At 63.2% G+C, this 26,363-nt stretch carries 26 protein-coding genes and 1 tRNA gene; 10 read left to right on the top strand and 17 right to left on the bottom strand.

Translation table 11 applies throughout. The features are described 5' to 3' along the window. Window positions 1–452 precede the first annotated feature (452 nt). Window positions 453–1,421 carry a bile acid:sodium symporter family protein gene (locus J2R99_RS12930; protein ID WP_307154867.1) on the top strand — a complete coding sequence of 323 codons (969 nt, stop codon included), beginning with the start codon at window positions 453–455 and terminating at the stop codon, window positions 1,419–1,421. Window positions 1,422–1,538: 117 nt separating this feature from the next. On the opposite strand, the gene J2R99_RS12925 is transcribed toward J2R99_RS12930, so the two are convergent. Continuing rightward, a tRNA-Lys gene (locus J2R99_RS12925) sits at window positions 1,539–1,614 on the bottom strand. Window positions 1,615–1,813: 199 nt separating this feature from the next. Here J2R99_RS12925 and betB point away from each other — a divergent pair. Both betB and recQ read left to right on the top strand, forming a co-directional pair. Next, window positions 1,814–3,268, top strand: a complete 1,455-nt coding sequence (betB, locus tag J2R99_RS12920) for a betaine-aldehyde dehydrogenase (RefSeq protein ID WP_307155705.1) — start codon at window positions 1,814–1,816, stop codon at window positions 3,266–3,268. Between the two features lie 89 nt (window positions 3,269–3,357). Continuing rightward, window positions 3,358–5,169, top strand: coding sequence for a DNA helicase RecQ (gene recQ, locus J2R99_RS12915; RefSeq protein WP_307154866.1), 1,812 nt, complete (start codon window positions 3,358–3,360; stop codon window positions 5,167–5,169). 117 nt (window positions 5,170–5,286) lie between these two features. On the opposite strand, the gene J2R99_RS12910 is transcribed toward recQ, so the two are convergent. From J2R99_RS12910 to J2R99_RS12895, 4 genes are all read right to left on the bottom strand, one after another. After that, a complete protein-coding gene (locus J2R99_RS12910; RefSeq protein ID WP_307154865.1) occupies window positions 5,287–6,141 on the bottom strand; it encodes an acetyltransferase domain-containing protein in 855 nt (284 codons plus the stop codon). A gap of 11 nt (window positions 6,142–6,152) precedes the next feature. After that, a complete protein-coding gene (locus tag J2R99_RS12905) occupies window positions 6,153–7,715 on the bottom strand; it encodes a 2-isopropylmalate synthase (RefSeq protein ID WP_307154864.1) in 1,563 nt (520 codons plus the stop codon). A gap of 363 nt (window positions 7,716–8,078) precedes the next feature. After that, on the bottom strand, window positions 8,079–8,981 hold the full coding sequence (locus J2R99_RS12900) for a PhzF family phenazine biosynthesis protein (RefSeq protein ID WP_307154863.1): 903 nt from the start codon (window positions 8,979–8,981) through the stop codon (window positions 8,079–8,081). Between the two features lie 8 nt (window positions 8,982–8,989). Then, window positions 8,990–10,234: a cation:proton antiporter gene (locus J2R99_RS12895; RefSeq protein WP_307154862.1), complete on the bottom strand. Its 1,245-nt coding sequence runs from the start codon at window positions 10,232–10,234 to the stop codon at window positions 8,990–8,992. Window positions 10,235–10,368: 134 nt separating this feature from the next. On the opposite strand from J2R99_RS12895, the gene J2R99_RS12890 reads away from it, so the two are divergent. Further along, window positions 10,369–10,623: a PilZ domain-containing protein gene (locus tag J2R99_RS12890; protein WP_307154861.1), complete on the top strand. Its 255-nt coding sequence runs from the start codon at window positions 10,369–10,371 to the stop codon at window positions 10,621–10,623. 101 nt (window positions 10,624–10,724) lie between these two features. Here J2R99_RS12890 and ilvC read toward each other — a convergent pair whose 3' ends face one another. The 4 genes from ilvC to crcB form a co-directional block, all read right to left on the bottom strand. Further along, entirely contained in the window at window positions 10,725–11,744 is a 1,020-nt protein-coding gene (gene ilvC / locus J2R99_RS12885; RefSeq protein WP_307154860.1) for a ketol-acid reductoisomerase, read from the bottom strand. Between the two features lie 215 nt (window positions 11,745–11,959). Further along, complete coding sequence (locus tag J2R99_RS12880; protein ID WP_307154859.1) at window positions 11,960–12,304, bottom strand: DUF190 domain-containing protein; 345 nt, start codon at window positions 12,302–12,304, stop codon at window positions 11,960–11,962. Window positions 12,305–12,307: 3 nt separating this feature from the next. Beyond that, a complete protein-coding gene (locus J2R99_RS12875) occupies window positions 12,308–12,718 on the bottom strand; it encodes a fluoride efflux transporter FluC (protein WP_307154858.1) in 411 nt (136 codons plus the stop codon). Window positions 12,719–12,722: 4 nt separating this feature from the next. Next, entirely contained in the window at window positions 12,723–13,136 is a 414-nt protein-coding gene (gene crcB, locus J2R99_RS12870) for a fluoride efflux transporter CrcB (protein ID WP_307154857.1), read from the bottom strand. A gap of 173 nt (window positions 13,137–13,309) precedes the next feature. On the opposite strand from crcB, the gene J2R99_RS12865 reads away from it, so the two are divergent. The 3 genes from J2R99_RS12865 to J2R99_RS12855 all read left to right on the top strand — a co-directional run bounded on the left by J2R99_RS12865 (window position 13,310) and on the right by J2R99_RS12855 (window position 15,190). Beyond that, window positions 13,310–13,573, top strand: coding sequence for a hypothetical protein (locus tag J2R99_RS12865; protein ID WP_307154856.1), 264 nt, complete (start codon window positions 13,310–13,312; stop codon window positions 13,571–13,573). Between the two features lie 74 nt (window positions 13,574–13,647). Further along, a complete protein-coding gene (locus tag J2R99_RS12860; protein WP_307154855.1) occupies window positions 13,648–14,877 on the top strand; it encodes a S8 family peptidase in 1,230 nt (409 codons plus the stop codon). Window positions 14,878–14,947: 70 nt separating this feature from the next. Then, window positions 14,948–15,190 carry a hypothetical protein gene (locus J2R99_RS12855; RefSeq protein WP_307154854.1) on the top strand — a complete coding sequence of 81 codons (243 nt, stop codon included), beginning with the start codon at window positions 14,948–14,950 and terminating at the stop codon, window positions 15,188–15,190. Window positions 15,191–15,262: 72 nt separating this feature from the next. Here J2R99_RS12855 and J2R99_RS12850 read toward each other — a convergent pair whose 3' ends face one another. The 6 genes from J2R99_RS12850 to J2R99_RS12825 all read right to left on the bottom strand — a co-directional run bounded on the left by J2R99_RS12850 (window position 15,263) and on the right by J2R99_RS12825 (window position 20,841). Beyond that, window positions 15,263–16,399: an ATP-dependent DNA helicase gene (locus tag J2R99_RS12850; protein ID WP_307154853.1), complete on the bottom strand. Its 1,137-nt coding sequence runs from the start codon at window positions 16,397–16,399 to the stop codon at window positions 15,263–15,265. Window positions 16,400–16,543: 144 nt separating this feature from the next. After that, the gene (locus tag J2R99_RS12845; RefSeq protein ID WP_307154852.1) at window positions 16,544–16,993 is read right to left on the bottom strand and encodes a hypothetical protein; all 450 of its coding nucleotides are present in this window, start codon (window positions 16,991–16,993) and stop codon (window positions 16,544–16,546) included. A gap of 93 nt (window positions 16,994–17,086) precedes the next feature. Continuing rightward, window positions 17,087–17,680 (bottom strand): LysE family translocator, encoded by a 594-nt coding sequence (locus tag J2R99_RS12840; RefSeq protein WP_307154851.1) that lies wholly within the window; start codon window positions 17,678–17,680, stop codon window positions 17,087–17,089. A 56-nt stretch (window positions 17,681–17,736) separates the two neighbouring features. Further along, window positions 17,737–18,297, bottom strand: a complete 561-nt coding sequence (gene ilvN, locus J2R99_RS12835; RefSeq protein WP_307155704.1) for an acetolactate synthase small subunit — start codon at window positions 18,295–18,297, stop codon at window positions 17,737–17,739. Between the two features lie 177 nt (window positions 18,298–18,474). Then, window positions 18,475–20,232 (bottom strand): acetolactate synthase 3 large subunit, encoded by a 1,758-nt coding sequence (locus J2R99_RS12830; protein WP_307154850.1) that lies wholly within the window; start codon window positions 20,230–20,232, stop codon window positions 18,475–18,477. A gap of 207 nt (window positions 20,233–20,439) precedes the next feature. Next, window positions 20,440–20,841, bottom strand: coding sequence for a response regulator (locus tag J2R99_RS12825; RefSeq protein ID WP_307154849.1), 402 nt, complete (start codon window positions 20,839–20,841; stop codon window positions 20,440–20,442). A 119-nt stretch (window positions 20,842–20,960) separates the two neighbouring features. Here J2R99_RS12825 and J2R99_RS12820 point away from each other — a divergent pair, with 119 nt between their 5' ends. After that, window positions 20,961–22,403, top strand: a complete 1,443-nt coding sequence (locus J2R99_RS12820) for a sensor histidine kinase (RefSeq protein WP_307154848.1) — start codon at window positions 20,961–20,963, stop codon at window positions 22,401–22,403. A 9-nt stretch (window positions 22,404–22,412) separates the two neighbouring features. On the opposite strand, the gene miaA is transcribed toward J2R99_RS12820, so the two are convergent. Beyond that, the gene (miaA, locus tag J2R99_RS12815; protein ID WP_307154847.1) at window positions 22,413–23,327 is read right to left on the bottom strand and encodes a tRNA (adenosine(37)-N6)-dimethylallyltransferase MiaA; all 915 of its coding nucleotides are present in this window, start codon (window positions 23,325–23,327) and stop codon (window positions 22,413–22,415) included. Between miaA and serB the strand changes: the two genes are divergently transcribed. Both serB and J2R99_RS12805 read left to right on the top strand, forming a co-directional pair. Beyond that, window positions 23,326–24,240: a phosphoserine phosphatase SerB gene (gene serB / locus J2R99_RS12810; RefSeq protein ID WP_307154846.1), complete on the top strand. Its 915-nt coding sequence runs from the start codon at window positions 23,326–23,328 to the stop codon at window positions 24,238–24,240. The two genes, miaA and serB, sit on opposite strands and share 2 nt — an antisense overlap. Then, the gene (locus J2R99_RS12805; RefSeq protein ID WP_307154845.1) at window positions 24,237–24,803 is read left to right on the top strand and encodes a GNAT family N-acetyltransferase; all 567 of its coding nucleotides are present in this window, start codon (window positions 24,237–24,239) and stop codon (window positions 24,801–24,803) included. The genes serB and J2R99_RS12805 overlap by 4 nt, the downstream gene beginning before the upstream one ends. Window positions 24,804–24,806: 3 nt before the next feature. Here the strand turns inward: J2R99_RS12805 and J2R99_RS12800 are convergent, their stop codons facing one another. After that, window positions 24,807–26,327, bottom strand: coding sequence for a DegQ family serine endoprotease (locus J2R99_RS12800; protein WP_370872363.1), 1,521 nt, complete (start codon window positions 26,325–26,327; stop codon window positions 24,807–24,809). Window positions 26,328–26,363 lie beyond the last annotated feature (36 nt).

The raw sequence follows: 26,363 nt of genomic DNA, 5'->3' as shown, positions 1-26,363 counted from the left end.
TAGTTAGACCAATGCGAAGGCTCGCACAGGTTCGACTTTTGTCGGGCCCTAAAGAAAACCGCGAAAACAGGCTTCGCATAAGAGCCATGCAGCTTCCATAGAGCCATTCTATAGATCTTCTTTGCATGATCCGTGCCAGTCCTTGGAAGACTTCGACACCTGCTGTAGAGGCGCGATTCTGGACGCGCCGGCCGAAACCTCCCGCAGTGCGGCAACCATGGAAACAGTCCATTTTCCGAAAGGCGGCCATCTCTGGATTGATTCCCCCGGAACGCGCGAGATTCCGGTCATCTGAAAAACAATTTTTCAATTCGACGGCAAAAATCGCTCTAATTTGTTCCATCGCTAGACACGGCCGCATGCGTGGGTGCATGACCGCTCCCCATCGGGTTTTGCTTTTAGAAGCAAGCCATTGGCAGCTCCCCAGCAGTCGCTGCCATCAGGAGGAAACAGTGAGAGCTATTGCGCTTGTGTCCGCGTTCTTTGGGCGCACCTTTGCCTTGTGGGTCATCGCCTTCGCTGTCCTCGGATTCGTCCTGCCCGACGTCTTCCGCACCCTTGTCCCTTATATCGTCCCGCTTCTCGGCATGATCATGTTCGGCATGGGCCTGACGATCTCGCTGAAGGATTTCCGCGAGGTCGTGCGTCGGCCGAAGGACGTTGCGATCGGGGTCGGCGCGCAATTCCTCATCATGCCGCTCGTCGCCGTCGCCCTCACATCGATCATTCCCATGTCTCCCGAAGTGGCGGCCGGCGTCATCCTGGTCGGCTGCTGCCCAGGCGGTACGGCAAGCAACGTGATGACCTATCTGTGCCGCGGCGACGTGGCCTTGAGCGTCGCCTGCACCAGCGTCACGACTTTGGTCGCGCCGATCGTCACCCCCTTCCTCGTCTGGCTTTTCGCCAGCCAGTATCTGCCGGTCGATGCCGTGAGCATGTTCATCTCGATCGTGAAGATGATTCTCCTGCCGCTTGGGCTCGGCTTCGCCATGCAGAAGCTGGCGCCGACGCTGGTGCGGGCAGCACTTCCGGCCCTGCCCCTCGTCAGCGTCACCGGCATCGTCCTCATCATCGCCGCCGTGGTTGCGGTCAATCAGGAGAAAATCGCCACGACCGGGCTTTTGATCTTCGCCGTCGTCGCCCTGCACAACGGCATCGGCCTGGCGCTCGGTTATTGGCTCGCGCGGATGAGCGGCATGCCGGTGGCCAAACGCAAGGCGATCTCGATCGAGGTCGGCATGCAGAATTCCGGCCTGGGGGCGGCGCTCGCCAGCGCCCATTTCTCGCCTCTCGCTGCCGTGCCGAGCGCCATCTTCAGCGTCTGGCACAACATCGCCGGCGCGATCGTCGCGAACTTCTATTCAAAACTCGATGACGGGCGCACGCTGCGCAGCGAGATGGCACCTGCTCGTTCGAACTGATCGGCGTCGAAGAAGCCCTGAAAAGCGAAAACCCGGCCGCAAGGCCGGGTTTTTTGTGCCGAGGCGCGCCAGACGGAGAAGGGTCTCCACAGCGCGCTCAATCGTTGTCGATGAGATTGGTGGGTGAGCAGGGACTCGAACCCTGGACCCGCTGATTAAGAGTCAGCTGCTCTACCAACTGAGCTACACACCCGAAGCGTGGGCGCTGTATAGTGGGGCCAGCCGCGCTGTGCAAGCCATCAGGCGCGGCATCGGTGCAGAATTGCACAACGCATCGATTTTCGTCAGGATATTTGTCCCCTGCCGGCACCCGCCTGAATGACGGCGACGCCGGCTCACGCCCCTTCCACCCCCAAGACCGTGTGATGCCGATGACCGCGCCCGATACGCTTATGCCCGACCTCGCCTCCCATATCGCCGGAGAAATGGTGGCCGGCGGTGGCGACAAGATCGCCACGATCAATCCCGCGAATGGCGCGATCCTTGCTCGCTTTGCAGCCGCCGACAGCGCGACAATCGACCGCGCCGTCGGCGCAGCCCACGCCGCGCAGCGGGAATGGCTGGCTATGCCGCCGGCTGAACGCGGTCGCATCCTCAACCGTGTCGCCCATCTCCTGCGCGCCCGCACGGACGAACTTGCTCGCCTGGAGGTTCTCGACACCGGAAAGCCCATCCAGGAGGCCCCGGAGGCCGATATCGGCTCGGCCGCCGATTGCTTCGAGTTCTTCGCAGGGCTCACTCAGATCGTCCATGGCGAGCACATGCCGCTCGGCGAGGATGCCTTCGCCTATACGCGCCGCGAGCCGCTCGGCGTCTGCGCCGGCATCGGGGCCTGGAACTATCCGATCCAGATCGCCTCATGGAAGACGGCGCCGGCGCTTGCCGCCGGCAACGCCATGATCTTCAAGCCAAGCGAATTGACGCCGATCACCGCGCTCAAACTGGCCGAGATCGTCGAAGAGGCCGGCGCCCCGAAAGGTCTCTTCAATGTCGTCCTCGGCGCCGGCGAAACGGGCGCCGCAATGACGGCCCATCCCGGCATCGCGAAAGTGTCGCTGACCGGCTCCGTGCCGACGGGAAAGCGCATCATGGCGGCCGCCGCGGAGACGCTCAAACACGTCACGATGGAGCTCGGCGGCAAATCGGCGCTGATCGTTTTCGATGACGCCGACATTGATGATTCGGTTTCTGCGGCGCTCCTTGCAAACTTCTATACGCAGGGCGAAATCTGCTCCAACGGCACACGCGTCTTCGTGCATGAATCAGTTCGCGAGGAATTCCTCGCAAGACTCACGGAGCGCACGGAAAAAATCCGCATCGGCGATCCTCTCGACCCCGACACGCAGATGGGCCCGCTCATCTCCGAGGCGCATCTGCAAAAAGTCCTCGCCTATGTCGAAAAAGGCGTTTCCGAAGGTGCAAAGCTCGTCACCGGCGGCGAGCGGCTGACGACGGACGCCTTCAAGAACGGCTTCTTCATGCGCCCGGCGATCTTCGCCGAGACACGCGACGACATGACGATCGTCTGCGAGGAGATTTTCGGCCCCGTCATGAGCGTCCTCTCGTTCTCCGAGGAGGAAGACGTCGTCGCCCGCGCCAATGCGACGCCCTTCGGCCTCGCGGCCGGGCTGATGACGCAGAACCTTGCGCGCGCCCACCGCGTCGCGGCCGCGCTGCAGGCGGGCACGATCTGGGTCAATTCTTACAATCTGACGCCGATCGCCATGCCCTTCGGCGGCACCAAGCAGTCCGGCATTGGCCGCGAGAACGGCCTCGCCGCGCTCGATTTCTACACCGAGCGGAAAAGCGTCTACGTGAATCTCGGAAAGGTCGAGGCGCCCTACTAGGAATCCTCCGCCGTCGACACGGCCCATTGATCGTGACCCGGGCGAAACTGCTATGGAGAGCGCTCCCACGATTCTCCACGCGACCTCACATGCCCACGAAAGCCGTCGAAATCCTCAAGGCCGTCTATGGCTATGATGCGTTCCGTGGCCCGCAGGCGCGCATCATCGAGCATGTGATCGGCGGGCATAACGCCTTCGTGCTGATGCCGACCGGCGGCGGAAAATCGCTCTGCTACCAGATCCCGGCGATCGCCCGCCCCGGCATGGGGCTGATCGTCTCCCCGCTTCTGGCGCTGATGGCCGATCAGGTCGCGGCCTTGCGCCAGGCGGGGGTCAAAGCCGCCGCGCTCAACTCCGATCTTCCGCCGGAAGAGCGGCGCGCCTTGTGGAGCGATATTGAGGCCGGCGCACTCGATCTCCTCTATGTCGCGCCCGAAACGCTCCTGCGCGGTGGGGTCTTGCAGCGGCTTGGGCAGACGACCCTGTCGCTGATCGCCATCGACGAGGCCCACTGCCTGTCGCAATGGGGCCACGACTTCCGCCCCTCCTACCGCCAGCTCGACGTGCTCGTGCGCCAGTTCCCGAAAACGCCGCGCATGGCCCTGACGGCAACGGCCGATGCGCCGACGCGCGCCGAGATCCTGTCGCATCTCGAGATCGTCGAAGCCGACGCCTTCATCGCCGGTTTCGACCGACCCAACATCCGCTACGCCATCGCCGAAAAGGACAATCCCCGCGCCCAGCTGAAGGATTTCTTGAAGCGCCATCAAGGCGAAAGCGGCATCGTCTACTGCCTCTCCAAACGCAAATGCGAGGAGACGGCCGCCTGGCTTCGCGGCGAAGGTTACGACGCTCTCGCCTATCACGCGGGCATGGACAAGGCCGAGCGAGAAGCCAACCAGCAGCGCTTCCAGCATGGCGAGGCGGTCGTCATGGTCGCCACCATCGCTTTCGGCATGGGGATCGACAAACCGGATGTGCGCTTCGTCGCCCATATCGATCTGCCGGGCAGCCTGGAGGCCTATTACCAGGAGACCGGCCGCGCCGGGCGGGACGGTCTGCCGGCCGAGACGCTGATGCTCTACGGCCCTGAAGACGTCGCGCTGCGCAACCGCTTCATCGAGGAATCGGACGCGCCCGACGCGCGCAAGCGGACCGAACGGCAAAAGCTCGACGCGCTGCTGGGGCTGGCCGAGACGGCGGGTTGCCGCCGCCAGGTGCTGCTCGCCTATTTCGGCGATCATTGCGAGCCTTGCGGCAATTGCGATACCTGCGCCGAGCCGCCAAAGCTCTTCGACGGCACGATCGCGGCTCAGAAAGCCTTGTCTTGCATCTATCGCACCGGTGAGCGTTTCGGGCAGGCCTATATCGTCGATGTCCTTCTCGGAGTAGAGAGTGAGCGCATCGCCCAGTTCGGCCATGACCGGATCTCCACCTTCGGCATCGGCAAGGAACACGACAGCCGCCTGTGGCGCGCAATCCTGCGCCAGCTGATCGCCCTGCGCCTCGTCGACGTCGACCTTGCCGGCCACGGGGGCCTGTCGATCGCGCCCGCCGGCCGGGACTTCCTGCGCGACAAGCCGGCCCTCATGCTGCGCGTGCCGCCCCCTCGCCGAAGCTGGCGCGGCAAGGGCACGCAAAGCACGGCCCAGTCTGTCGTGCCGGAATCCGACCGGGATCTCTTTCAGGCGCTCAGAGAAAAACGGCTCGAGATCGCGCGGCAGCAGAACGTGCCGCCCTATGTGATCTTTCACGACAAGACGCTGATCGAGCTCGCGGCGGCGCGTCCCCGATCACGCGCCGAGATGGCCAATGTCCCCGGTGTGGGCGAAGCCAAGCTCGGTCGCTACGGCAGCGCCTTCGTGGCGGTGATCGCCGATTTTTCAGGGCGTTCTTCGTAAGCCTCGGACGCGAGCGCAGACGAATCCTCTTCGTCTGACTCCCTCCATGCTGCCCCCGATGGCGAAACCGCAGCGAGCCTCGGTTCCCCTTCGCGCGCAGGGCGCAGGGCTAAGAGCTCAGCGCATCATCAGCCATGCCGCCGCATAGACGAGGCCGAACAGCACCGGCTGATGGATGAGGTAGAAGGCAAGCGAATGGCGTCCGCCGAAGGCGAGCGCCTGCGAGATCGGATCACGTGCGGGCTTTGCCAGAAGTCTGAGAACCTGTTGCTTTTTCAAAAGCAGGCGTCCACCGACGAGGCCCGAGAGAACGACACCGAACCACGGAAACAGTGGCACGTAATCGTTGGTGAACGGGCGGTAGGTCATCAGCCCGAGAAACTGCAGATAGCGGCCGTTGAAAGCGGGCCCTGCGAGGAAATCCGCGCCGAACAGGAAGAAAGCCGCCACAGCCGCGACGAGCCATAACGGCGCCCGCAGGAAGAGAAGGCCGAGCACGCTCGCCAGCGCGATCTCGTGCAGAATTCCGAAGAAGATATAGGCCTCCGGGAAGACCAGATAGGTGACGAGGGTGATCGCCGCCGCGCCGCCCGCGACCATCACAAGACGTTTGAGGAACGGCCGAGACCGAAGCCCGGAATGATGCGCAAGCGCGAGGCTCACGCCGACGAGGAACAAAAATGATCCGGCGATCATGCGCGCGAACAGAATCCAGCCCGGCGCACTCGCCACGCCCGCATCGGAAAACCCGAAGAAGGCGAGATCCCAGGAGCAGTGGTAGACCGCCATCGCCACGAGCGCGATGCCGCGAAAGACGTCGATCCAGATGAGCCGCGGCAGCCGCGCGCCGGCAGCCGGCGGGTCGAGACGCCCGGCCTTTTCGCCGAGCGAGGCACCCGTCCCGTCCAGAACATTCCGGCCCGGCGTGTCCGCCGGACCGGAGATGCTGTCGTGCGTGTGTTCGTGTGCCAAGGGCAGCCGCGTCAGCCGGCCTGCGCGTGCAGACGTTCGCCGCGCGCGATCAGCTTGTTGACCGCCGCGAGATAGGCTTTTGCGGAGGCAACGAGCGTGTCGGGATCGGAGGCACGGCCGGTCACCGCGCGGCCCTCGCGATCTTCGACGCGGACGGAGACTTCCGCCTGCGCATCCGTGCCGCCGGTCACCGCATGCACCTGATAGAGTGCCAGGGTCGCCTCATGCGGAACGAGCGATTTGATCGCATTGAAGGCGGCATCGACAGGGCCGTTGCCCGTCGCCTGAAAGGTGCGATGCTGCCCGTCCTGGCTGACAGTCAGGGTCGCGGCTTGCGGGCCCATCGTGCCGGCAATGATCGTCAGCGCTTCCAGCCGGATACGATCGGCCGCATTCGCCAGCTTCTCGTCGACCAGCGCCTCGATGTCCTCGTCAAAGACATGCTTCTTGCGATCGGCCAGCGCCTTGAAGCGGTTGAAGGCATCCTCGAACGCATTGTCGCCCAGATCGTAGCCGAGCTCCTTCAGCTTGGAGCGGAAGGCATTGCGGCCGGAATGCTTGCCCATGACGAGCGAGGTCTTCTGAACGCCGACGGATTCCGGCGTCATGATCTCATACGTCTGGGTATGCTTCAGCATGCCGTCCTGGTGGATGCCGCTTTCATGCGCGAAGGCATTGCGACCGACGATCGCTTTGTTGAACTGCACCGGGAAGGAGGTCGCCGAAGACACCATCTTCGAGGCGCGCGTCAGCATCTTCGTATCGATGCCGGTGTGATAGGGCAGAACGTCCCGGCGCGTTTCGATCGCCATGACGATTTCTTCCAGCGCCGCATTGCCGGCCCGTTCGCCGATGCCGTTGACGGTGCATTCGATCTGACGGCAGCCGCCGGTGACGCCGGCGAGTGAATTTGCCACCGCCATGCCGAGATCGTTGTGGCAATGGACGGAAAAGACCGCCTGATCGGAATTGGGCACCGCCTCGCGCAGGCGAATGAAGAGATCGCGGTATTCGTCGGGCGTGGTGTAGCCGACGGTATCGGGGATGTTGATCGTCCCGGCGCCGGCACGGATCGCCGCTTCGACACAGCGGCACAGGAAATCGAATTCCGTGCGCGTCCCGTCCTCGGCCGACCATTCCACATCGTCGATCAGATTGCGCGCGCGGGTGACGGAATCGGTGACGAGCTGCAGGACCTGCTCCGGCTCCTTCTGAAGCTTGAACTTCATATGCACCGGCGAGGTGGAGATGAAGGTGTGGATCCGCCCGCGCTTCGCGTGCCGCACGGCCTCGCCGGCCCGGTCGATGTCGCCCGGATTGGCCCTTGCGAGACCGGCGATGACGGAATTCTTCGAGCGGCGGGCGATTTCCGAGACCGCCTCGAAATCACCCGGCGAGGCGATCGGAAAGCCCGCTTCGATGATGTCGACACCCATCTGGTCGAGGAAGGCAGCGACTTCGAGCTTTTCCTCAAACGTCATGGTCGCGCCGGGACATTGCTCCCCGTCGCGCAAAGTGGTGTCGAAAATGACGACGCGGTCGCCTTCGGATCGGACTTCGTCGGTAATGGTCATTTGAATTCTCCTTGCCGGTCTCCCGGCTGGCCTCATCGAGGCGCTGAACGTTTCGGCTTGTTCGCGTCTCCCCTGAATGCCCGCCCTGTGCGGCTCGGTCGAAACCGGCCCGGGCTGTCGACGCTCAGGGGCGCCTAAGGAGAAGAAGGTCGAGGGGAAGAAGGGTAAGCGACAGCGCCGCGCCCGAAGGGGCACGGGAGAAGGAAATGTCGCAATGCTTCGTCGGCGAGCGCATTCGAACGGCGTTCCACAACGTCAACACGTCAGGCTTTTTAACCTCAGCGTGGCGCAAAAGCAAATGCCGGTGAAGCCGCAGGGCGCGACCAGCATCAAAGCCTCGCTTTGGGTACGAAAACTGAGGCCTCATCCGACCTGGAGAAAGCCCTCCATCACCTTCACCGCAGACCCACCGATTCGCACCGCCGTGATGGCGGAACGCGTGACGCTGACTTCGAGGCGAATGATGGAAGGCCGGCTCATCTCGAAACCCTGTTCGATGCGCACGGCATGATCTCCATCCGGCAATTGATCGAACTTCAGAAGCTGGCCGGCGAAGGCCGCCGCGGCAGAGCCTGTCGCCGGGTCTTCCGCGATCCCGAGCGAAGGCGCGAGCATGCGCGCCCGGAAATGATTGTCGCGAGCCTCCGGATCGCGGCAATAGAGATAGACGCCGTCCTGGCTGAAGGTTTCGGCCCAGGCAGGATGCGCCGGATCGACGGCAGCGAGTGCGGCGCGATCCTGCACCGGCACGAAATGAAACGGCAATCCCGCCGACCAGACCGTCGGCTTGTGGTTTTCAAACAGCAATTCGCCGGTCGTCAGTCCGCAGGCCGCAGCGATTTCGTCGATCTCACGGGCAGGTCCCATTTCCACGGGCAGCTTCGGACAGTCAAACTCGGCAAAACCCGCCTGCTCGGAAAGTTTGACGCCGCAGCGCACTGGCCCGATGCCTTCTTCCAGAACCACGACGGCGTCCTGACCGCTCGGCTGCCCGCCGAAACGCGCCGAGGCGAGGCAGACGGCCGCGCCGACAGTCGGATGGCCTGCGAAGGGCAATTCGCTGAAAGGCGTGAAAATTCGAGCCCGGGCCGAATGCGCCGGATTGTCCGCAGAGAGAATGAAGACCGTCTCCGACAAGTTGAATTCACGTGCGATCGCCTGCATCTGGCTGGTCTCCAGCCCATCCGCGTCGATCACGATCGCCAGCGGATTTCCGGCCAAGGCTTTGTCGGTAAAGACGTCGTAGATCTGATAACGGCGTTCCACATCCCCTCCTAAGTGAATACGACGCGACGTATGAGACTTCTGATCGTCAGACCCTGCACCACGATGGAGAAAATCACCACCGCATAAGTGGTCAGGAGAATCGGCTGTTTCGCGGGCACATCCGGCAGCGACAGCGCGAGCGCAACCGAGATACCGCCACGCACGCCGCCCCAGGTGAGGACGGCAATCGAACCCGACGTGAATGTGCGTTTCAAAGCGAGCAGCGTGATCGGCAGGAAAACGGAGACGAAGCGCGCCACAAGCACGAGCGGGATTGCAGCCAAAGCAAAAAGCGCAAGCTCCGGATCGGTCGCGACGATAAGAACCTCAAGCCCGATGAGGAGGAACAGGACTGAGTTCAAAAGCTCGTCGATCACCTCCCAGAAATGAAAGAGATAGGTCTTCGTCTCCTCGCTCATGGCCGTGCGCTGGCCGCGATTGCCGACGAGAAGACCGGCCACGACGACCGCGATCGGTCCCGACATGTGGAGAGCGAGCGCCGCCGCATAGAGCCCGGTCACCAGCGCGAGGCTGAGGAGGATCTCGACGGGATAATGATCGATCGACTGCATCAGCCGCACGGCGATCCATCCGCCGACGAAGCCGAGGAGCGCGCCCCCGCCCGCTTCCAGAAGGAAGATCTCGCCGATATGGAGCGGTTCGATCTCGCCTCCCCCCGCTGCGATCGCAAGAAGAACCGTAAAGACGACGATGCCGACACCGTCATTGAAGAGGCTTTCGCCGGCGATCTTGACTTCGAGGGTCTCGGGCACGCGCACCGACTTCAACAGCGACAGCACCGCGACCGGATCCGTCGGGCTGATCAACGCGCCGAAGACGAACGCCCAGGGAAGCGAGAGATCGACGCCCAAGAGGTTCGCGCCGAAATAAAAGCCGAAGCCGATGATGACGGTGGAGATAAGGACGCCGAGGCTCGCCATCAGGCCGACGGCCCAGCGTTCCGATCTCAAAAGCCCGAAATCGACATGCAGGGCACCCGCGAAGAGGAGAAACGCCAGCATGCCGTGCATCAGTGTATCGAAAAAATCGATCTGCCGGATCGTCTCCGTAAAAGCTTCGCGCACATGCGAGCCGGGTACGACCACGTCGAAGGCCACGATGGCGAGCGAGGCGAAAAGCGCCATCAGCAGCATGCCGATCGTATGCGGCAGGCGAATGAAGCGCACATTGACCCACCCGAAGAGGGCCGACAGCACGAGCAGAAGGGCAGAAATGTCAAAGAGGCTGAGCATCGGCTTTCCTGGCAGTCGCAACCCCGATCCGGTCAGCCAAATCCCTTTCCGATCGTTGCGTGAAAGGGCTTGCGTTTACGCCTGATGAACGGGTGAAAGGTATTCTTGGACGGAGAAACCCTGGGTTGACAAGGATGGAAGATCAGGAAAAGCGGTCCGAGCACCGCGCAAGGGCCCTCAAATCCGCAAAAATCGTGCTGAACGACCGTCACTCCACGATCGATTGTGTGGTGCGAGACCTGTCGAAGGGCGGGGCGAAGCTCAAGGTTACGAACCCCGTCGCCGTCCCGGAGAGCTTCGAGCTTCTCCTGGAATCAGACAACGTGATGCTGCAAGCCGAAGTCATCTGGCGCAAGGGCGATCAGATCGGCGTGCAATTTATCCGCTAGCGGTAGCCCCTCAGACACAACACCGAACGAAAAAGGGGGCCGGCATGCCGACCCCCTCGAAACCGTGACGCGAGGCGAGGATTGTCACCCTCGCCGCAGCCTCAGTTCTTCGCCTTGTCGACGAGCTGGTTCTCTTTGATCCAGGGCATCATCTCGCGCAGTTTCGCGCCGGTCGACTCCAGCTGATGCGCGTCGTTCATGCGGCGCGTGCCCTTGAAGCGGGGCTGGCCCGCGCGGCACTCGGTCATCCAATCGGAGGTGAACTTGCCGGTCTGGATGTCCTTCAAGACAGCGCGCATGGCCTGCCGGGATTCGTCGGTGATCACCCGAGGACCGGACATGTACTCGCCGTATTCGGCGGTGTTGGAGATCGAGTAGTTCATGTTGGCGATGCCGCCCTCATAGATGAGGTCGACGATGAGCTTCATCTCGTGAACGCATTCGAAATACGCCATCTCCGGTGCATAGCCGGCTTCCACCAGCGTCTCGAAACCGGCACGCATCAGCTCCACGACACCACCGCACAGAACGGCCTGCTCGCCGAAGAGGTCGGTTTCGCACTCTTCCTTGAAGGTCGTCTCGATGATGCCGGCACGGCCGCCGCCGATCGCCGACGCATAGGCGACCGCAACGTCGTGCGCATTGCCGGTCGCATCCTGCTGAACGGCGACAAGGCAGGGAACGCCCGCTCCGCGCTGATATTCCGAACGCACGGTGTGACCCGGCCCTTTCGGCGCGATCATGATCACGTCGACGCTCGCCTTCGGCTCGATCAGATTGAAATGCACGTTGAGGCCGTGGGCGAAGGCGATCGCCGCACCGTCCTTGATGTTGGGAGCGATGTGCTCGTTGTAGATGTCGGCCTGCAGCTCATCGGGCGTGCACATCATGATGAGGTCGGCCCAGGCTGCTGCATCGGCAACCGACATCACCTTGAGGCCGGAGGCTTCCGCCTTCTTGGCCGAGGAGGAGCCTTCGCGCAGCGCGATAGCCACGTCCTTGACACCTGAATCGCGCATATTCAGCGCATGGGCATGGCCCTGGCTGCCATAACCGACGACGGCGACCTTCTTGTCTTTGATGAGATTCACGTCCGCATCGCGGTCGTAGTAAACGCGCATTTCCGGCACCCTTCCTGAAGATGAGAGGGGCTCGCGTCACGGCGAGCCACAAAGATATAATCGCGGCGTTCTAGCGGGCAGAAGAGCGGCGGGCAACCACGCGCGCGCCCGATCGAATGGCCAGGGCGACGAAACCGCAAAACAGCTTCGTCGAACCGGGCTTCCCTTGCGTCCAAAAGCCGGCTGCGCGAGCTGCAAAGGTGCCTTTCAGCCCCCTATTCCAGCCCGGCATCGTGTCCGTAGCGCACGACTTCGACCTTCTCCAGCGTGACGAGACCGCTGCCCAGCATCGGCTCAGCGGCACGAACGAAGCTCTCGATCCTCTCAGCCGTGTCGACGATCTCGATGATGAGCGGCAGATCCTCCGAGAGGCGCAGGATCTTCGAGGTATGCAGTCGGCTGGAGCGGCCGAACCCCATCGGCCCGCGCAGGACCGTCGCCCCGGCGAGACCCATCTCCCGCGCTTTCAGCACGATCGCTTCGTAAAGTGGACGGCCTTCATGCTCGTCGCTCTCGCCGATGAAAAGGCGTAGGAGGCGCGCATCCTTGGTGTCAGGCATGGCTCAGCTTCCTTTCAGACGGTTGAGGCGCACGCCGATACGGTACCCGATCCAAACGGCGACGAGCCAGAGAATGACGGACGCCGCGACGTTGAGCGCGGCAACCCCGAAAGCCTGCGCCTGAAGGAGAAGAAAGGTCTCCAGGCTGAAGACGGAGAAGGTTGTGAAACCACCGCAAAAGCCGGTGAGCACACCCTGACGCAGAATGGGCCCCGCCATGATGCGCCCATCAGGCTCCGTCAGGGTGGAGTAAAGCCCGATCAGAAACGAGCCGACGACGTTCACGAAGAGCGTCCCCCACGCAAATCCGGAGCCGAAAAGCGCAAGCGCGGCCAGCGATGAGAGATAGCGCAAGAGCGAGCCGCTGGCGGCGCCGAGCGCCACGGCCATGAGGAGGCGCACCTGGCGCGGCATGACCTCAGCCCCCCAGCAGCGCATAGGCGCCGCCAAAGCCGGAAGCGGCCGCGAGAAGACAGGCGGCAAGCGACACTGCGATGTTGAGGACGGCATCGAGCGGCTCGCCCGCCCGCGCCAGCGCCAATGTCTGCAATGCGAAGGAAGAGACGGTCGTGAAACTCCCGAGGCCGCCCGTGACGAACAGCGCCCAGAGCGGCAGGTTCGACGGGCCCTGCCTCGCCGGATCGAAAAAAAGGGCAGCAAGGATGCCGATCGCCGCGCAGCCGATCACATTGACCGTGAGCGTGCCCCACGGAAATGTCTCGCCGAAGCGGCGCGCCACGAAACCCGACACGAAAAAGCGGCCGAGGCCGCCGATAGCGCCCCCCAGAAAAACGAGAACGCACGTCAGGAGAAAGGACGTCACGGTCAGCATGCCCTCAGGACGGGCAACGAGATCCGGGGAAAGGAGGAGAAGGACGAAGGCAAGACGCGGTCCGGTGATGGAGCCTAAGGGCGCGACGGCATGACGACCGTCCCCTCCCCGGATAGAACAAAGCGCTCCGGAAAAAAAGCGACCAACGTCTTCCGCTTGGGACGGCAGAGGCCATGCTGATGGAACCCGCGCATCGGCGTGAAAACGAATTCGGCGCAAAAGCGCGATCCGCGGACCTGATCGAGCGCCACCTTGCCGTCACGATGGTGACCTCCTCCGCCGCAACGGTGATCGCCAGAGAGAGGCAGCATTCGCCTGAGCGCGAAGCAACAGACAAGCACCCCTCCAAATCGCACCGTCAGTCTGTTGAATCAGAAAATATTTTTACACGATCGCACGATTCAAATATCCGAATTTATTCAATGATACTTTCATAGTAGATTTGAGGATCCTAAACTTCCCTCAGCAACAGTGCGCGCGGCAAGCGCGGGCCATGACGCAGGGGGCAGAAATGGCAACTACCGGCGAACCCACGACGGATGGCAACTCCGTCCTCGACCTATTGCGACCGAAGGCGACCGGCGGCCTTGTCGTCTCCTTTGCAGAGCCCGCCGGCCGCGACGAGGTGACGGCCCTGGAGAATGCCATCGGCTCGGGGGTGCGGTCCGTGGCGCTGTCGGAGGCAGCCGAGATCAAGGCACTCGACGGCGAGCCTGCCCTTGTCTTCGAGGAACTCGGCGTCGCCTTCGTCTCCGAACGCTTCGGGCTGGAGGCGACAAGCTCAATCCGGGCCAGACTGATGGACACCGAATGCGTGCAAAATGTGCGGCCGGAATTCTATATGTTCGCAATCGAGACCTTTGCGGACACGACTGAAGCGACCTGGGGCGTCCGCGCGGTCGGGGCCACCAACAGCCCGCAGACGGGCGAAGGCGTGCGCCTCGCAGTCCTCGACACCGGCCTTGATCTGACGCATCCGGACTTTGCCGGCCGCAGCATCGTTAAGCGGAGCTTCGTCTCGGGACAGGACGTGCAGGACGGACATGGCCACGGCACGCATTGCGTCGGCACCGCGGCAGGCGGTCGCGCCACACAAAGCCCGCTGCGTTACGGCCTCGCCCCAAATGCCGAACTCTATGTCGGCAAGGTGCTCAACAATGCCGGATCTGGGCACGAACGCGACATCATCGCCGGCATGGTCTGGGCCATTCAGCAGGGCTGCTGCATCATTTCCATGTCGCTCGGTCGGCCCGTACAGCCCGGCGAAGAACCGGCGCCCGAATACGAACGCATCGGCCAGCTGGCGCTTCGGCAGGGCTCGCTCATCGTCGCCGCGGCGGGCAACGAAAGTTCGCGCCGCTATGGCTTTATCGCCCCCGTAGACGCCCCGGCGAATTCGCCCTCGATCATGGCCGTAGCGGCCGTCGACCAGTCGTTGGACGTGGCGGAGTTTTCCTGCGGCGCCATCAACCCCGATGGCGGCGAGGTCGATATCGCCGGCCCGGGCGTGGGCATCCTTTCCGCGGTCCCACAGCCCGAGCTTTACAGAAAGATGCAGGGAACCAGTATGGCTTGCCCGCATGTCGCAGGCGTCGCGGCTCTTTGGGCCGAGACCGACCCGGCGCTGCGCGGCAAAAATTTGTGGGACAAGCTGACAAAAACGGCCCGCGGGCTCGACGCGCCGGCACGCGACGTCGGTGCGGGCCTTGTTCAAGCGCCGAAGGGCCAAGCTGGCGTCTGAGCTGCCGCCGCCCTATCTTAACACGCAGCGAAAGACGGGTGGCGAGACGGGCACCCGATGCGAGGTCGCCATGGCGGACATTGCCTTGAAAGTCGTTGTCGACGAGGCACACATCGGCAAGACCGATGTGGTGAGCCGCTCGGCCGTCAAGGCTGGCATGCGCGTGGAATCGATCGTGCCTGAGATCGGCGTGATCTACGGCACGGGCGACGAGACGCTGCTGGCGAGCCTTACCAAAGTCGAAGGCGTCCAGAAGGTGGACAAGGAAACGAACTTCTGTCTGCCGCCATGCTCAGAGAACGTGCCGCAATAGGCAGCCCCACCCTTCGCCGCTTCCGGCGCGCCGCGACAGCCCGCAGTAGCCGCCATCCCTTTACCAGCGCCATCACTTGACGATGGTGATCTTCTCCGCCGCGCGGGTGATCGCGGTGTAGAGCCAGCGCTCGCGCGTATCGGGAAAGGCAAAACTCTCGTCGAACAGCACGAGTTCGTCCCACTGCGAACCCTGCGCCTTGTGCACGGTCAAGACATAGCCGTAATCGAAATCGTCGAAACGCCGCTTCACCGCCCAGCCCGGATCGGAATCGGGATCCTCGAAGGCCGATTTCAAGACCTTGATCTTCGCCGTCGGCGAGCGCGGCACTTCATCGACCGCCTTCACCATCAATTGCAGGCCGGGGCCGCGCGGCGTGCCGACGGAGGCGACATCCCAGAGCGAGCCGTTCAACAGGCCCTTCTTCGGATCGTTCCTAAGACAGACGAGCCGATCGCCCGCCTCCGGCAGCGAACCGGAAAAGCCTTTCAACGTCCTCAGACGATGATTGTAGAGGCGGCGCGTGCGATTGCGCCCGACAAGCACCTGATCCGCCGACATGACGATGTCCTGATCGACATCGTTCTTGGAGATGACGCGGCTTTCGCCATAGGAGCCGTAATCGATGCGATCGCCTTCGCGCACCCGCATGGCGAGATCGATGATCGGGTTGTCGCGCGCCTGGCGATGTACTTCGGTGAGGAGCATGTCCGGCTCGGCTTCAGTGAAGAAGCCGCCGCCCCCCTCGCCCGCCTTGACCGGCGGCAGCTGACCCGGATCGCCGAGGACCAGGATCGGCGTGCCGAAAGAGAGAAGGTCGCGGCCGAGCGCTTCATCGACCATGGAACATTCATCGATGACGACGAGCGCCGCCTGCGCCACCGGGCTGCCGCGGTTCAACGAAAAGGTCGGCGAGACCTTGGTCTTGCCGCTCTCCTCGTCCTCGACCGTCTCTTCGCCGCGCGGCCGGTAGATGAGCGAATGGATGGTGCGGGCATTCTCCGCGCCCTTGGCACGCAGAACCTGCGCCGCCTTTCCGGTGAAAGCACCGAACAGCACTTCCCCGTCGACGCCTTCGGCAAGATGCTGGGCGAGCGTCGTCTTGCCGGTGCCGGCATAGCCGAAAAGCCGGAAAATCTGCTGGTCGGGCTTCTTCAGCCATTTCGAAACGGCCTTCAGCGCCTGTTCCTGCTGCGGGGAAAACTGCATCGTCTTTCGGGTATCACGGCTCTTGGGGGATTCTGCCGCGGACACTCGCACGCCACCGGGCAGAAAACGACCCCAACCGCACCAGGCTAACTGCGCATCAACAAGAACACAATAAGAACATGCGAAGGACGAAAGGCCGGCGGCTCACTTCTCACGCACGCAACAGCCCTTGCCGCTCACCTCCCGCGGCGTCGCGGTCTGCGCGCCCAGCTTGAACGACACCATCACGGAAAAATCGGTCTTCTCGCCGCTCGGTTCGGTGCAGCTCTGGCCGACGATACTGGCAATCAGGTCGAGAGGCGCCTCCGTCGTCAGCTCGAAATCGTTCGGCGCGCCCTGCTCGACGCAGCCTTCGATCACGAGCGGGCTCTCCTGGTCGTCCTGGTTCTCCGGATCGGAGAAGCGCACCACGTCGCGCCCCTCGGCATCGACGCCCGTCGTAAAACTCCAAAAAGGCTCCGCGCCGCGGCATGTGAAGGTGATGTCAAGGCAGGGATCGCCGGCACTCGCGGGAGCGGCGACAAAGACGCCGCCCGCCGCAACCGCGACAGCAATCATGATTGGCGAAAGGATCTTGCCGAAAAGACTGCGCATGCCACTCCCCCACGGCGGCTGCACGCATCGCGCGAGCCTGCCGCAAAGAAGGTGACGCGGGCGAGATCGGCTTTCAAGATGACACGGCCGCACTCACTTCAGCATCGGCCAGAGGGAAGCGACGAGCGCGAGCCCCATGCCGATATTGAACCATTTGATGCGGACGGGATGGTTGAGCCAATCCTTCAAGGCTGACCCGAAACCTGCCCAGATCGACGCCGAAGGAATTCCCACAAGGCAGAAGACGGCGACGACGATGGCGAGCGTCAGCGTATAATGGTCGGGGTCTGTGTATGCGGCCATGGCGGCGAGCCCCATCATCCAGGCCTTCGGATTGACCCATTGGAAGAGCGCTGCCTCCAGAAAGGTAAGAGGTCCCTGCCCAGCACTCTCCTCGTGCAGCGCACGCGACATCGAAATCTTCCAGGCGAGATAGAGAAGGTAGGCGCCGCCCACGACCTTGAGCAGGGTGTGGAGCGCAGGAAAGCGCTCCACCAGAGCGCCGATGCCGAGCCCGACGGCCGTCAGGAGAATGGCAAAGCCCACGAGAACGCCGAGAAGATGCGGGAGCGTTCGGCGGAAGCCGAAATTCACCCCCGAGGCCAGAAGCATCAGGTTGTTCGGCCCCGGCGTCACCGAGGCAACGACGGCGAAGACGACAAGAGCGGAGACGATTTCCGTCGACATGGCGCAGTTCCCGAGCCGGTGTCAGAAGGCGCCCGGGAGCTTGTGCCCGCGGACGGTCAGGAGGATTCAGGCCCGCGCGACAGCGCGGCAAGCCCAGTACGGCATACTTCAATGAGCCCCATCGGCTGCATGATCGAGATGAATTGCTCCACTTTGGCGGAACGTCCCGTCATCTGGAAGACGAAATGCTCGCGGGTCGCATCGATCACCTCGGCCTTGAAGGCATCGGCAAGGCGCAACGCCTCCACCCGCATCTCGCCGTGGCCCGCGACCTTCACCAGCGCCAGCTCGCGCTCCAGCGGCTTTTCCTGATTGCGGGCCACCGCCACTTCCGTGAGATCTGTCACCCGGTGGACCGGAACGAGACGGCCGAGCTGGTTCTTGATCTGCTCAAGAACGGCAACGCTGCCGCGCGTGACGATGGTGATGCGCGACAGGTGCTTTTCGTGTTCCGTCTCAGAAACGGTGAGACTTTCGATATTGTAGCCGCGCCCGGAGAAAAGCCCGATGACACGCGCCAGGACGCCCGGCTCGTTGTCGACGAGAACGGAGAGGGTATGTGCCTCCTCCGGGTCCTGGCGATCCTCGATGAAATAGGTCGAGGCCGGCGGCGTCATGGCGGGCTTGCCGGTCATGGTCGAGGAATCGTTCATTGTCCTTCGTATCCTTCATCGAACGGCGAAGGCACCTCTCGCGAAAGCGCCCGCCGAATGTCATCCGCCTGGCGGCCAGCTTACGGGCCGCCGTCACCTCAAACCAGGGCCCTTAAAGCCGGGCCCCTCCAACCAGCACCATCAAACCAGTGCTTTACCGCCGGCGAAAGCCTCTTCCGCCCCGTCTGATTCAGCCGGCAGGATCATCTCGTTGTGTGCCTTGCCGGATGGAATCATCGGGAAGCAGTTTTCGAGATTGGCCACGCGACAGTCGAACAGGACGGGCCGGCGCACGGCAATCATCTCTTCGATCGCACCGTCGAGTTCGCTGGGTTTGTCCGCGCGCAGACCGACGCAGCCATACGCCTCGGCGAGCTTCACGAAATCGGGGAGCGACTCGTTGTAGGAGTTCGACAGGCGATTGCCGTGCAGAAGCTGCTGCCACTGCCGCACCATGCCCATATAGCAATTGTTCAAGATGAAGATCTTGATCGGCAGGTTGTGCTGCACCGCCGTCGACATCTCCTGCATGGTCATCAGCACAGAGGCATCGCCAGCGATATCGACGACGAGACTGTCGGGATGGGCGACCTGCACGCCGAGAGCCGCCGGCAGGCCGTAGCCCATCGTGCCGAGACCACCGGACGTCATCCAGCGATTGGGCGCGTCGAAGTGATAGAACTGGGCCGCCCACATCTGATGCTGGCCGACCTCCGTCGTGATGTAGGTGTCGCGGTCCTTCGTCGCCTGATAAAGCCGCTCGATCGCATATTGCGGCATGATCACGTCACGGTTCGCCCGATAGGCCAGCGAGTGCCGGGCCTTCCAGGTTTCGATCTGCGTCCACCAGGCCTTGAGATCGGGCTCGGGCGCACGCGCCTTCCACATGGCGAGCATGTCTTTGAGAACATGGGTGACATCGCCGATGATCGGCACATCGACACGGATGTTCTTGTTGACCGAGGACGGATCGATATCGACATGGATCTTCTTCGAGCCGGGCGAGAAGGCATCCGTCCGCCCGGTGATCCGGTCGTCGAAACGGGCGCCGATGCACACCATCACATCGCAATCGTGCATCGCCATATTGGCTTCGTAGGTGCCGTGCATGCCGAGCATGCCGAGCCAGTTCTTACCCGATGCCGGATAGGCGCCGAGCCCCATCAACGTCGAGGTGATCGGAAAGCCCGTCGCCGCCACCAGTTCGCGCAGGAGCTGGCTCGCCTCGGGACCGGAATTGATGACGCCGCCGCCCGTGTAGAGAATCGGACGCTTGGCATGCGCCATGAGCTCCACGGCATGGGCGATCGCGTTCTCGTCGCCCTTCATGCGCGGCTCGTAGCCCTGATAGCTCGACCGTCCGGCCGGATCGGGCGTGTGATAGATGCCCGTCGCGAACTGCACATCCTTCGGAATGTCGACCACCACCGGGCCCGGACGGCCCGTCGTCGCGACATGAAAGGCATCATGCAGGACGCGCGAGAGATCGTTCACGTCGCGCACCAGCCAATTGTACTTGGTGCACGGCCGCGTGATGCCGACCGTGTCGCATTCCTGAAAACCGTCGGAGCCGATGAGATGGGTCGGGACCTGCGCCGTAATGCAGACGAGCGGGATGGAATCCATCATCGCATCGGTGAGCGCCGTCACCATATTGGTCGCGCCCGGCCCGGAGGTCACGAGAACGACGCCGGGCTTGCCGGACGAGCGCGCATAGCCTTCCGCCGCATGGCCGGCGCCCTGCTCATGGCGAACGAGGATGTGCTGGATATCGTCCTGCTGGAAGATCTCGTCATAGATCGGTAGCGCGGCGCCACCGGGGTAGCCGAAGATATGCTTGACCCCGTGGTCCTTCATCGCCTGCAGGACCATCTCCGCGCCGGTCATTTCCTTGCCCATCAATCCTCTCCGCCTGGCCGCTCGGGCTCACCGTTATCTCGTTTCTTGAGGCAATAAAAAAGGCCCCCGAAGGAGCCTTGGCACGCACCACCGTAATCGCAGCGACCTAGGAGGTCGCCCCGGTGGCGCGCAACGTTACGATAAGCGACGAGATATACATGAGCCGGCTTCTAGGGCGATGCGGCTGCAAGGTCAAGCGATAGAATTTTATGCCACAGCCACGCCTGCCGGTTGCCCGTCTTCACGAGCCGCCAGAAGCCCTGCCGCCGTGCGCCGGAAAACCTCCGGATCGACCGGCTTCCCGAGGCGTGGACAATGGCGGAAACTCGCCGGCCAGATCTGCTCCTCCGCGACATGCGCCGTAACGAACATGATCGGCACGCCCGCGGCCATGAGCGCCCGCGCCAGCGGGAAGACGCGCCCGTCCGCCAGCTGGACGTCGAGAACGGCGGCATCGGGCCTCGTCTTCTCGGCAAGCCGTAACCCTTCCGTCAGCTCATCGACGGGGCCGAGCACTTCGTAGCCCGCATCGCAAAGCGCAAATTCGAAATCGAGTGCCACCAAAGGCTGGTTCTCGGCGAGAAGAATACGAGCCTGTTGCACCATCATAACACCGGCGAGATTGCCTTTGCCGCCCTGCTGCGGTTAAGCATGAGGACACAACGCAATTTGTCTCGCCCCTTCCCTGTCATCTTTCCTTGTCACTATTGCCAATGGCGCGATGCGTGATGAGTTCCGCCTCAGACAAGGATGAGGGATGGCAGGCTCGGATGAGCATCGACGGAACGATGGACGTAACCATGACGCCCGAGCGCCACTCCAGATGGGGCGCAGCACTCGGCCGAGCCCGCAACCGCATTATGCTCGCGCGCATGGCGCTTTTCGGCCTGCTGCTCTTGTCGATGGCCGCAATTCTGTTTTTGACCCTGCGTGCCGACCGGACCGACGACTGGGTCGAACATACCTTGCGCGTACGCAGCGAGATCGAATCCCTTCTGGGGTCATTGCGGGAAGCGGAAGGCGCCCAACGCGGCTATCTTCTCACGGGCGATCAAACCTATCTGAACCCTTACCGGCCAGCCGTGGCACTGCTGCCCGATCAGGTGCAGAAACTTCACGACCTCCTCTCCGACAGTCCCGGCCAGACCGCCCGTCTCGACGCGGCCAATGCCCTCATTCGACAGCGTCTCGACCAAATGGACGAGACGATCGAGCTCTTCGCAGCCGGTCAGCAGGCGGCCGCCCGCGCCCAGGTCGAGCAGCAAGGACGCACGATTTCCAATGGCATCGTCCAGCAATTGCGTGAGCTCGATGCGGAGGAAGTCCGCCATCTTGCTCAGCGACAGGCACAGCAGCGGCGCAACCGCAACCTGCTCCTTCTCGCCATCACCGCCTCGCTTCTCGCAACGGCCGGGCTTGCGACGGCCATCCTGCGGGCCGAGCGATTGCACATCGCGGAACTGAACCAGACCAATGCGTCGCTCGAAATGCGCGTGCGTGAGCGGACGGCGGAGCTCGATATCGAGCGCCAGCGCGCCGAAGCCTTGTTGAGCGACGTCAATCACCGCGTCGGCAACAACCTGTCGATGGTCTCCTCCATCCTCGCCTTGCAGGCCCGTCAAAGCGACAACGAAGAAGCCAAAGCGGTGCTCGACGGCGCTCGCGAGCATATCGGCGCCATCGCCTCGGCGCAGCGCCGCCTGCATCTCCTGGCGGGACGCGACTGGGTCCGCCTCGACGGCTATCTGGAACCGCTTGTGGAAGACTTGCAGGAATTGTCGGCCGGCAAGCCGATCACGCTGAAACTTGAGGCCGAGCCGTTCCAGTTGCCGAGCAAGGATGCGGTATCGATCGGCATCATCGTCAACGAACTCGTGACCAATGCCATCAAATACGCCTTCCCCGACGGCGAGAACGGCGAAATTCTCATTCGCTCCTATGCCGTGGAAGAACCCGACAAGGGCTGCGTGATCGAGATCGTCGACAATGGCATCGGTTACGCGCTCGATCAGAGCGACGGGCCCGGCCTCGGTCGTGTCATCGTCTCCTCGATGTCGCGCAGCCTTGGTGCCGAAATGGAGGCGACACCGGCGGCACCGGGAGGACAACGCCCAGGCGCAAAACACCGGCTGTTCGTACCGCGCAAGGCGACACCGCCTGCCACCGCCTGAGCGGTGCCATCACGTGTGGAGCTCGCACCAGCCCGCACCGCATTGGTGGCGCAGCCAGGTCAGCTGCCGTTTGGCATAGCGACGGCTTTCCGCCTTTCCCCGCTCGATCGCGTCCGCAAGAGCGATCTCGCCCCGCAGATAGGCCGAAAGCGGCCGCACGCCGATCGCCTTCATCGCCGGCAGATCGGTCGCGAGCTCGCGTGCCATCAGTGCTTCGACCTCTTCAAGCGCGCCTTCATCGATCATCGCGCCAAAACGCTGATCGATCGCCCGGTAGACCGTCTCGCGCTGCGGCAGCAGGATGAAGCGTTGCGCCTCGCTTACGAGCGCCGGCTCGCGCGGCTCGCTCTGCCAGTCCATGATCGAGCGGCCTGTCGAAAGCTTCACTTCGACCGCACGCACCGCCCTTTGGGTGTCGCCCGGCTTGACGGCTCGCGCCGCCTGCGGGTCGAGGGCCTCTAGCCAGCGGAGCATCGCATCTCTGCCTTCCCGCTCGGCGCGCGCCCGCACCTCGTCGCGGATTTCCGGCACAATATCAGGAATCGGAGAAAGGCCTTCCGTCAGAGCCTTCAGATAAAGACCTGTCCCGCCCACAAATATGGCGGCCGCGCCGTCCTCCCGCGCTTCGGCCAGGAGACCCTGCACCTCAGCCAGCCAGCGACCGACAGAATAGCGCTCCGCCGCGTCGACATGGCCGAAAAGTCGATGCTCCAGATTGCGCATCTCGGAGGGTCGCGGACGTGCCGTGAGCACAAGGAGATCCCGGTAAACCTGCATGGCATCGGCGTTGACGACCATTGCGGTCCGGCCCCGCGCTTGAAACCCCTCGGCCAAATCGAGAGCAAGCTGTGTCTTGCCGCTCGCCGTAGGCCCCGCTATCAGCACGACCTCGCCTTCCGCCACATGTTCAGGATCAATTCTCATGCAGTCCGTCCTAACGCTGATCGGCTCGAAACGGAAAGCGCCTGTCACCGAAGATCTGATCGTCGCAGTGACGGCCGAGCTCGGCAGAGCCGGCCTTGCGGCAGGCAGCCCGCAATGGCTGTGTGAAGGCGAAGCCTGCGACCTGCCCTTTGCCGGCATAAGCGCATCGGCCCTTGCCGCCGCACGGCAGGTCGTCGGCCCGGCTGCCATCGACGTCACCGCAACGCCGGCGGCGAACCGGCGCAAGCGGCTGCTGATCGCCGACATGGATTCCACCCTCATCGATCAGGAATGTATCGACGAGCTCGCGGTCGAAGCGGGCATCGGCGAACATGTGGCAGACATCACGGCACGTTCGATGGCCGGCGAACTCGATTTCGAGCCGGCACTCAGAGAGCGTGTCGGCCTTCTCAAAGGTCTCCCTGTTGACGTGGCAGACCGTGTTCTGGCGGAACGCATCACCTTGAAGGCGGGCGGGCGGACGCTCGTCGCCACGATGCGCGCCGCAGGCGCCCACACCGTTCTCGTGTCCGGCGGCTTCACCATCTTTGCCGAGAAAATCGCAAAAATGCTCGGCATCGAGGAATTCCACGCCAACCGCCTTCTTCACGAAGACGGCCATTTCACCGGCAAGGTGGCCGAACCGATCCTCGGCCGCAATGCCAAGGTCGAAACGCTGAAGGCGACCCTCGCCCGCCACAACCTCTCGGCTGAGGAAACCATCGCCGTCGGCGACGGTGCCAATGATGTCGGGATGGTCGCCCATGCCGGGCTCGGCGTCGCTCTCCACGGCAAGCCGGCCCTGGTGCGCGAAGCGGATGCCGACATTCGTTATGGCGACCTCACCGCCCTTCTTTATCTCCAGGGCTACAAGCGTGAGGAATTCCACGAGGCGGAAGCGCGTGAGCCATGACCAGACTTGAAACCGAACGTCTTGTCCTGCGCCCGTGGAAAGAGAGCGATCGCGATTTCTGGGCCGATCTCAACGCCGATCCGGAGGTGATGCGCTTCTTCGAGACGACTCGCAGCCGCGCGGAATCGGACGCCATCTTCGAGAGCCTGAAGGGACATTTTCTGGTCCACACCTTGGGCTTTTGGGTGCTGGAGCGGAAGGCGGACCGCGAGCCGGTCGGCTTCGCGGGGCTGCAGCACACGGATTTCGACGCTCCCTTCACACCGGCCGTCGAAATCGGCTGGCGGCTGAAACGCGCCGAATGGGGCAAGGGCTATGCCACGGAAGCGGCGGTTGCGAGCCTGGCCTATGCCTTCGGCCCGCTTGCCCTCAACGAGGTGATCTCTTTCACCGTCCCGACCAACGTGAAATCGCGCCGCGTCATGGAGCGCATCGGCATGTTGCGTGACCGAGCCAAGGATTTCGACCACCCGCTGTTGCGCGAAAACTCGGCTCTGAGGCCGCACGTGGCCTATTCGATCACGCGCAAGGCCTGGGAGGCCCAGCAACGCCAAGGAGCCTGAGACTTATTGCTCAGGGCTCTCCTCGGCCGGGGCATTGTCTGACGGCAGATCGTCGAGCCGGATCGCGACGAAACGCAGGTCCCCATCCGGGCTCGCGATCAGAAAGAGAGCCGACTGCCGGTCCTGAGCCCGCAGCCGTTCGATGCGCGCGGTGACATCTTCGGGCTCGGTGACGGCCTCCTGGCTCACTTCGACGATGACATCGCCGGCCGCGATCTGGTTTTCTTCCGCGGCACTTCCAGGCTCCACCGAAGAGATGAGAACACCCTCGATATCGTCGGCGATCCCGTATTCGCTCCGCGCGTCGTCGCTCAGAGGTTCGAGCGTCAGGCCGAGCATCTGGACCGCTTCGTCGCTGTCCATCTCGGAGCCGGGCGTGTCGTCGCCGGAAAGCGTCGAGACCGTCTGCTCTTCCTCGAGCCGACCGAGCCTGGCGGTAACCGTCAGTTTCTCGCCCTTGCGAAGAAGCGTGACCTCGACGTCCTTGCCGACCGGCGTATCGGCCACGATGCTCGGCAGTTCGCGCATGGATGCAACCTCGCGGCCGTCGAAATCGATGATGACGTCGCCGGCCTGGATGCCCGCCTCAGCAGCAGGTCCGCCGTCGGTCACGCCGGCGATCAGCGCACCTTCGGCTTTGTCCATGCCGAGGCTTTCAGCGATCTCATCCGTCACTTCCTGAATGCGCACGCCGAGCCAGCCGCGGCGCGTTTCGCCGAATTCGCGAAGCTGCTCGATGACCGGCATGGCGATTTCGGCGGGAACGGCAAATCCGATGCCGATCGACCCGCCGGTCGGCGAGATGATCGCCGTGTTGATGCCGACGACCTTGCCGTCGAGGTTGAACAAGGGACCGCCCGAATTGCCGCGATTGATCGAGGCATCGGTCTGAATGAACTTGTCGTACGGCCCTGAATTGATGTCGCGTTCGAGCGCCGAGACGATACCCACCGTGACGGTGCCGCCGAACCCGAAGGGATTGCCGATCGCCATCACCCAATCGCCGATCCGCAGATGCTCGGAATCGCCGAACTCGACCGCCTTGAGCGGGTGCGGCGGGTTCACCTTGAGAAGAGCGAGATCGGTCTTGGTGTCGCGCCCCACGACCTCCGCTTCGAGCTTGGTGCCGTCGGCGAAGTTGGCGACGATCTCGTCAGCATCGGCGATGACGTGGTTGTTGGTGACGATGAGGCCGGAGGAATCCAGCACGAAGCCGGAGCCCAACGACTGCACTCGTCGCGAGGGCTGTTCGCCCTCGCTCTGATTGCGATTGAAGAAATCCTCGAAGAATTCCTGGAAGGGCGAGCCTTCGGGAACCTCGGGGACCGGAATGCCCCGCGAGGCGCGCACGCGCTGCGAGGTCGATATATTGACGACGGAATCGAGGAGGCTTTCCGCGAGATCGGCAAAACTCTCCGGCACGGGTCGGGCGGAGGCGAGGCTGGCCGTCAGCGTCACCATCGCCGCAAGGACAAGGCCCATGCCAGCCCGCGCGACCATGCTGACCGAATTGCGCTCACCCATCAAACAACCTCCTCAAGCCGACGTTACGCCCCCGCC

This window comes from Rhodopseudomonas julia (assembly GCF_030813515.1).
Classification (GTDB): domain Bacteria; phylum Pseudomonadota; class Alphaproteobacteria; order Rhizobiales; family Afifellaceae; genus Afifella; species Afifella julia.
Note: the sequence above shows the minus strand (reverse complement) of the source record. Positions and strands in the feature narration are given on the sequence as shown.

Excerpts from the sequence above, each read along its gene's own strand:
- betB (WP_307155705.1), top strand. The coding sequence starts at position 1,814 with ATGCCCGACCTCGCCTCCCATATCGCCGGAGAAATGGTGGCCGGCGGT.
- recQ (WP_307154866.1), top strand. The coding sequence starts at position 3,358 with ATGCCCACGAAAGCCGTCGAAATCCTCAAGGCCGTCTATGGCTATGAT.
- J2R99_RS12905 (WP_307154864.1), bottom strand. The coding sequence starts at position 7,715 with ATGACCATTACCGACGAAGTCCGATCCGAAGGCGACCGCGTCGTCATT.
- J2R99_RS12895 (WP_307154862.1), bottom strand. The coding sequence starts at position 10,234 with ATGCTCAGCCTCTTTGACATTTCTGCCCTTCTGCTCGTGCTGTCGGCC.
- J2R99_RS12890 (WP_307154861.1), top strand. The coding sequence starts at position 10,369 with ATGGAAGATCAGGAAAAGCGGTCCGAGCACCGCGCAAGGGCCCTCAAA.
- ilvC (WP_307154860.1), bottom strand. The coding sequence starts at position 11,744 with ATGCGCGTTTACTACGACCGCGATGCGGACGTGAATCTCATCAAAGAC.
- J2R99_RS12880 (WP_307154859.1), bottom strand. The coding sequence starts at position 12,304 with ATGCCTGACACCAAGGATGCGCGCCTCCTACGCCTTTTCATCGGCGAG.
- J2R99_RS12875 (WP_307154858.1), bottom strand. The coding sequence starts at position 12,718 with ATGCCGCGCCAGGTGCGCCTCCTCATGGCCGTGGCGCTCGGCGCCGCC.
- crcB (WP_307154857.1), bottom strand. The coding sequence starts at position 13,136 with ATGCTGACCGTGACGTCCTTTCTCCTGACGTGCGTTCTCGTTTTTCTG.
- J2R99_RS12865 (WP_307154856.1), top strand. The coding sequence starts at position 13,310 with ATGCTGATGGAACCCGCGCATCGGCGTGAAAACGAATTCGGCGCAAAA.
- J2R99_RS12860 (WP_307154855.1), top strand. The coding sequence starts at position 13,648 with ATGGCAACTACCGGCGAACCCACGACGGATGGCAACTCCGTCCTCGAC.
- J2R99_RS12855 (WP_307154854.1), top strand. The coding sequence starts at position 14,948 with ATGGCGGACATTGCCTTGAAAGTCGTTGTCGACGAGGCACACATCGGC.
- J2R99_RS12850 (WP_307154853.1), bottom strand. The coding sequence starts at position 16,399 with ATGCAGTTTTCCCCGCAGCAGGAACAGGCGCTGAAGGCCGTTTCGAAA.
- J2R99_RS12845 (WP_307154852.1), bottom strand. The coding sequence starts at position 16,993 with ATGCGCAGTCTTTTCGGCAAGATCCTTTCGCCAATCATGATTGCTGTC.
- J2R99_RS12840 (WP_307154851.1), bottom strand. The coding sequence starts at position 17,680 with ATGTCGACGGAAATCGTCTCCGCTCTTGTCGTCTTCGCCGTCGTTGCC.
- ilvN (WP_307155704.1), bottom strand. The coding sequence starts at position 18,297 with ATGACGCCGCCGGCCTCGACCTATTTCATCGAGGATCGCCAGGACCCG.
- J2R99_RS12830 (WP_307154850.1), bottom strand. The coding sequence starts at position 20,232 with ATGGGCAAGGAAATGACCGGCGCGGAGATGGTCCTGCAGGCGATGAAG.
- J2R99_RS12825 (WP_307154849.1), bottom strand. The coding sequence starts at position 20,841 with ATGATGGTGCAACAGGCTCGTATTCTTCTCGCCGAGAACCAGCCTTTG.
- J2R99_RS12820 (WP_307154848.1), top strand. The coding sequence starts at position 20,961 with ATGAGTTCCGCCTCAGACAAGGATGAGGGATGGCAGGCTCGGATGAGC.
- serB (WP_307154846.1), top strand. The coding sequence starts at position 23,326 with ATGCAGTCCGTCCTAACGCTGATCGGCTCGAAACGGAAAGCGCCTGTC.
- miaA (WP_307154847.1), bottom strand. The coding sequence starts at position 23,327 with ATGAGAATTGATCCTGAACATGTGGCGGAAGGCGAGGTCGTGCTGATA.
- J2R99_RS12805 (WP_307154845.1), top strand. The coding sequence starts at position 24,237 with ATGACCAGACTTGAAACCGAACGTCTTGTCCTGCGCCCGTGGAAAGAG.
- J2R99_RS12800 (WP_370872363.1), bottom strand. The coding sequence starts at position 26,327 with ATGGGTGAGCGCAATTCGGTCAGCATGGTCGCGCGGGCTGGCATGGGC.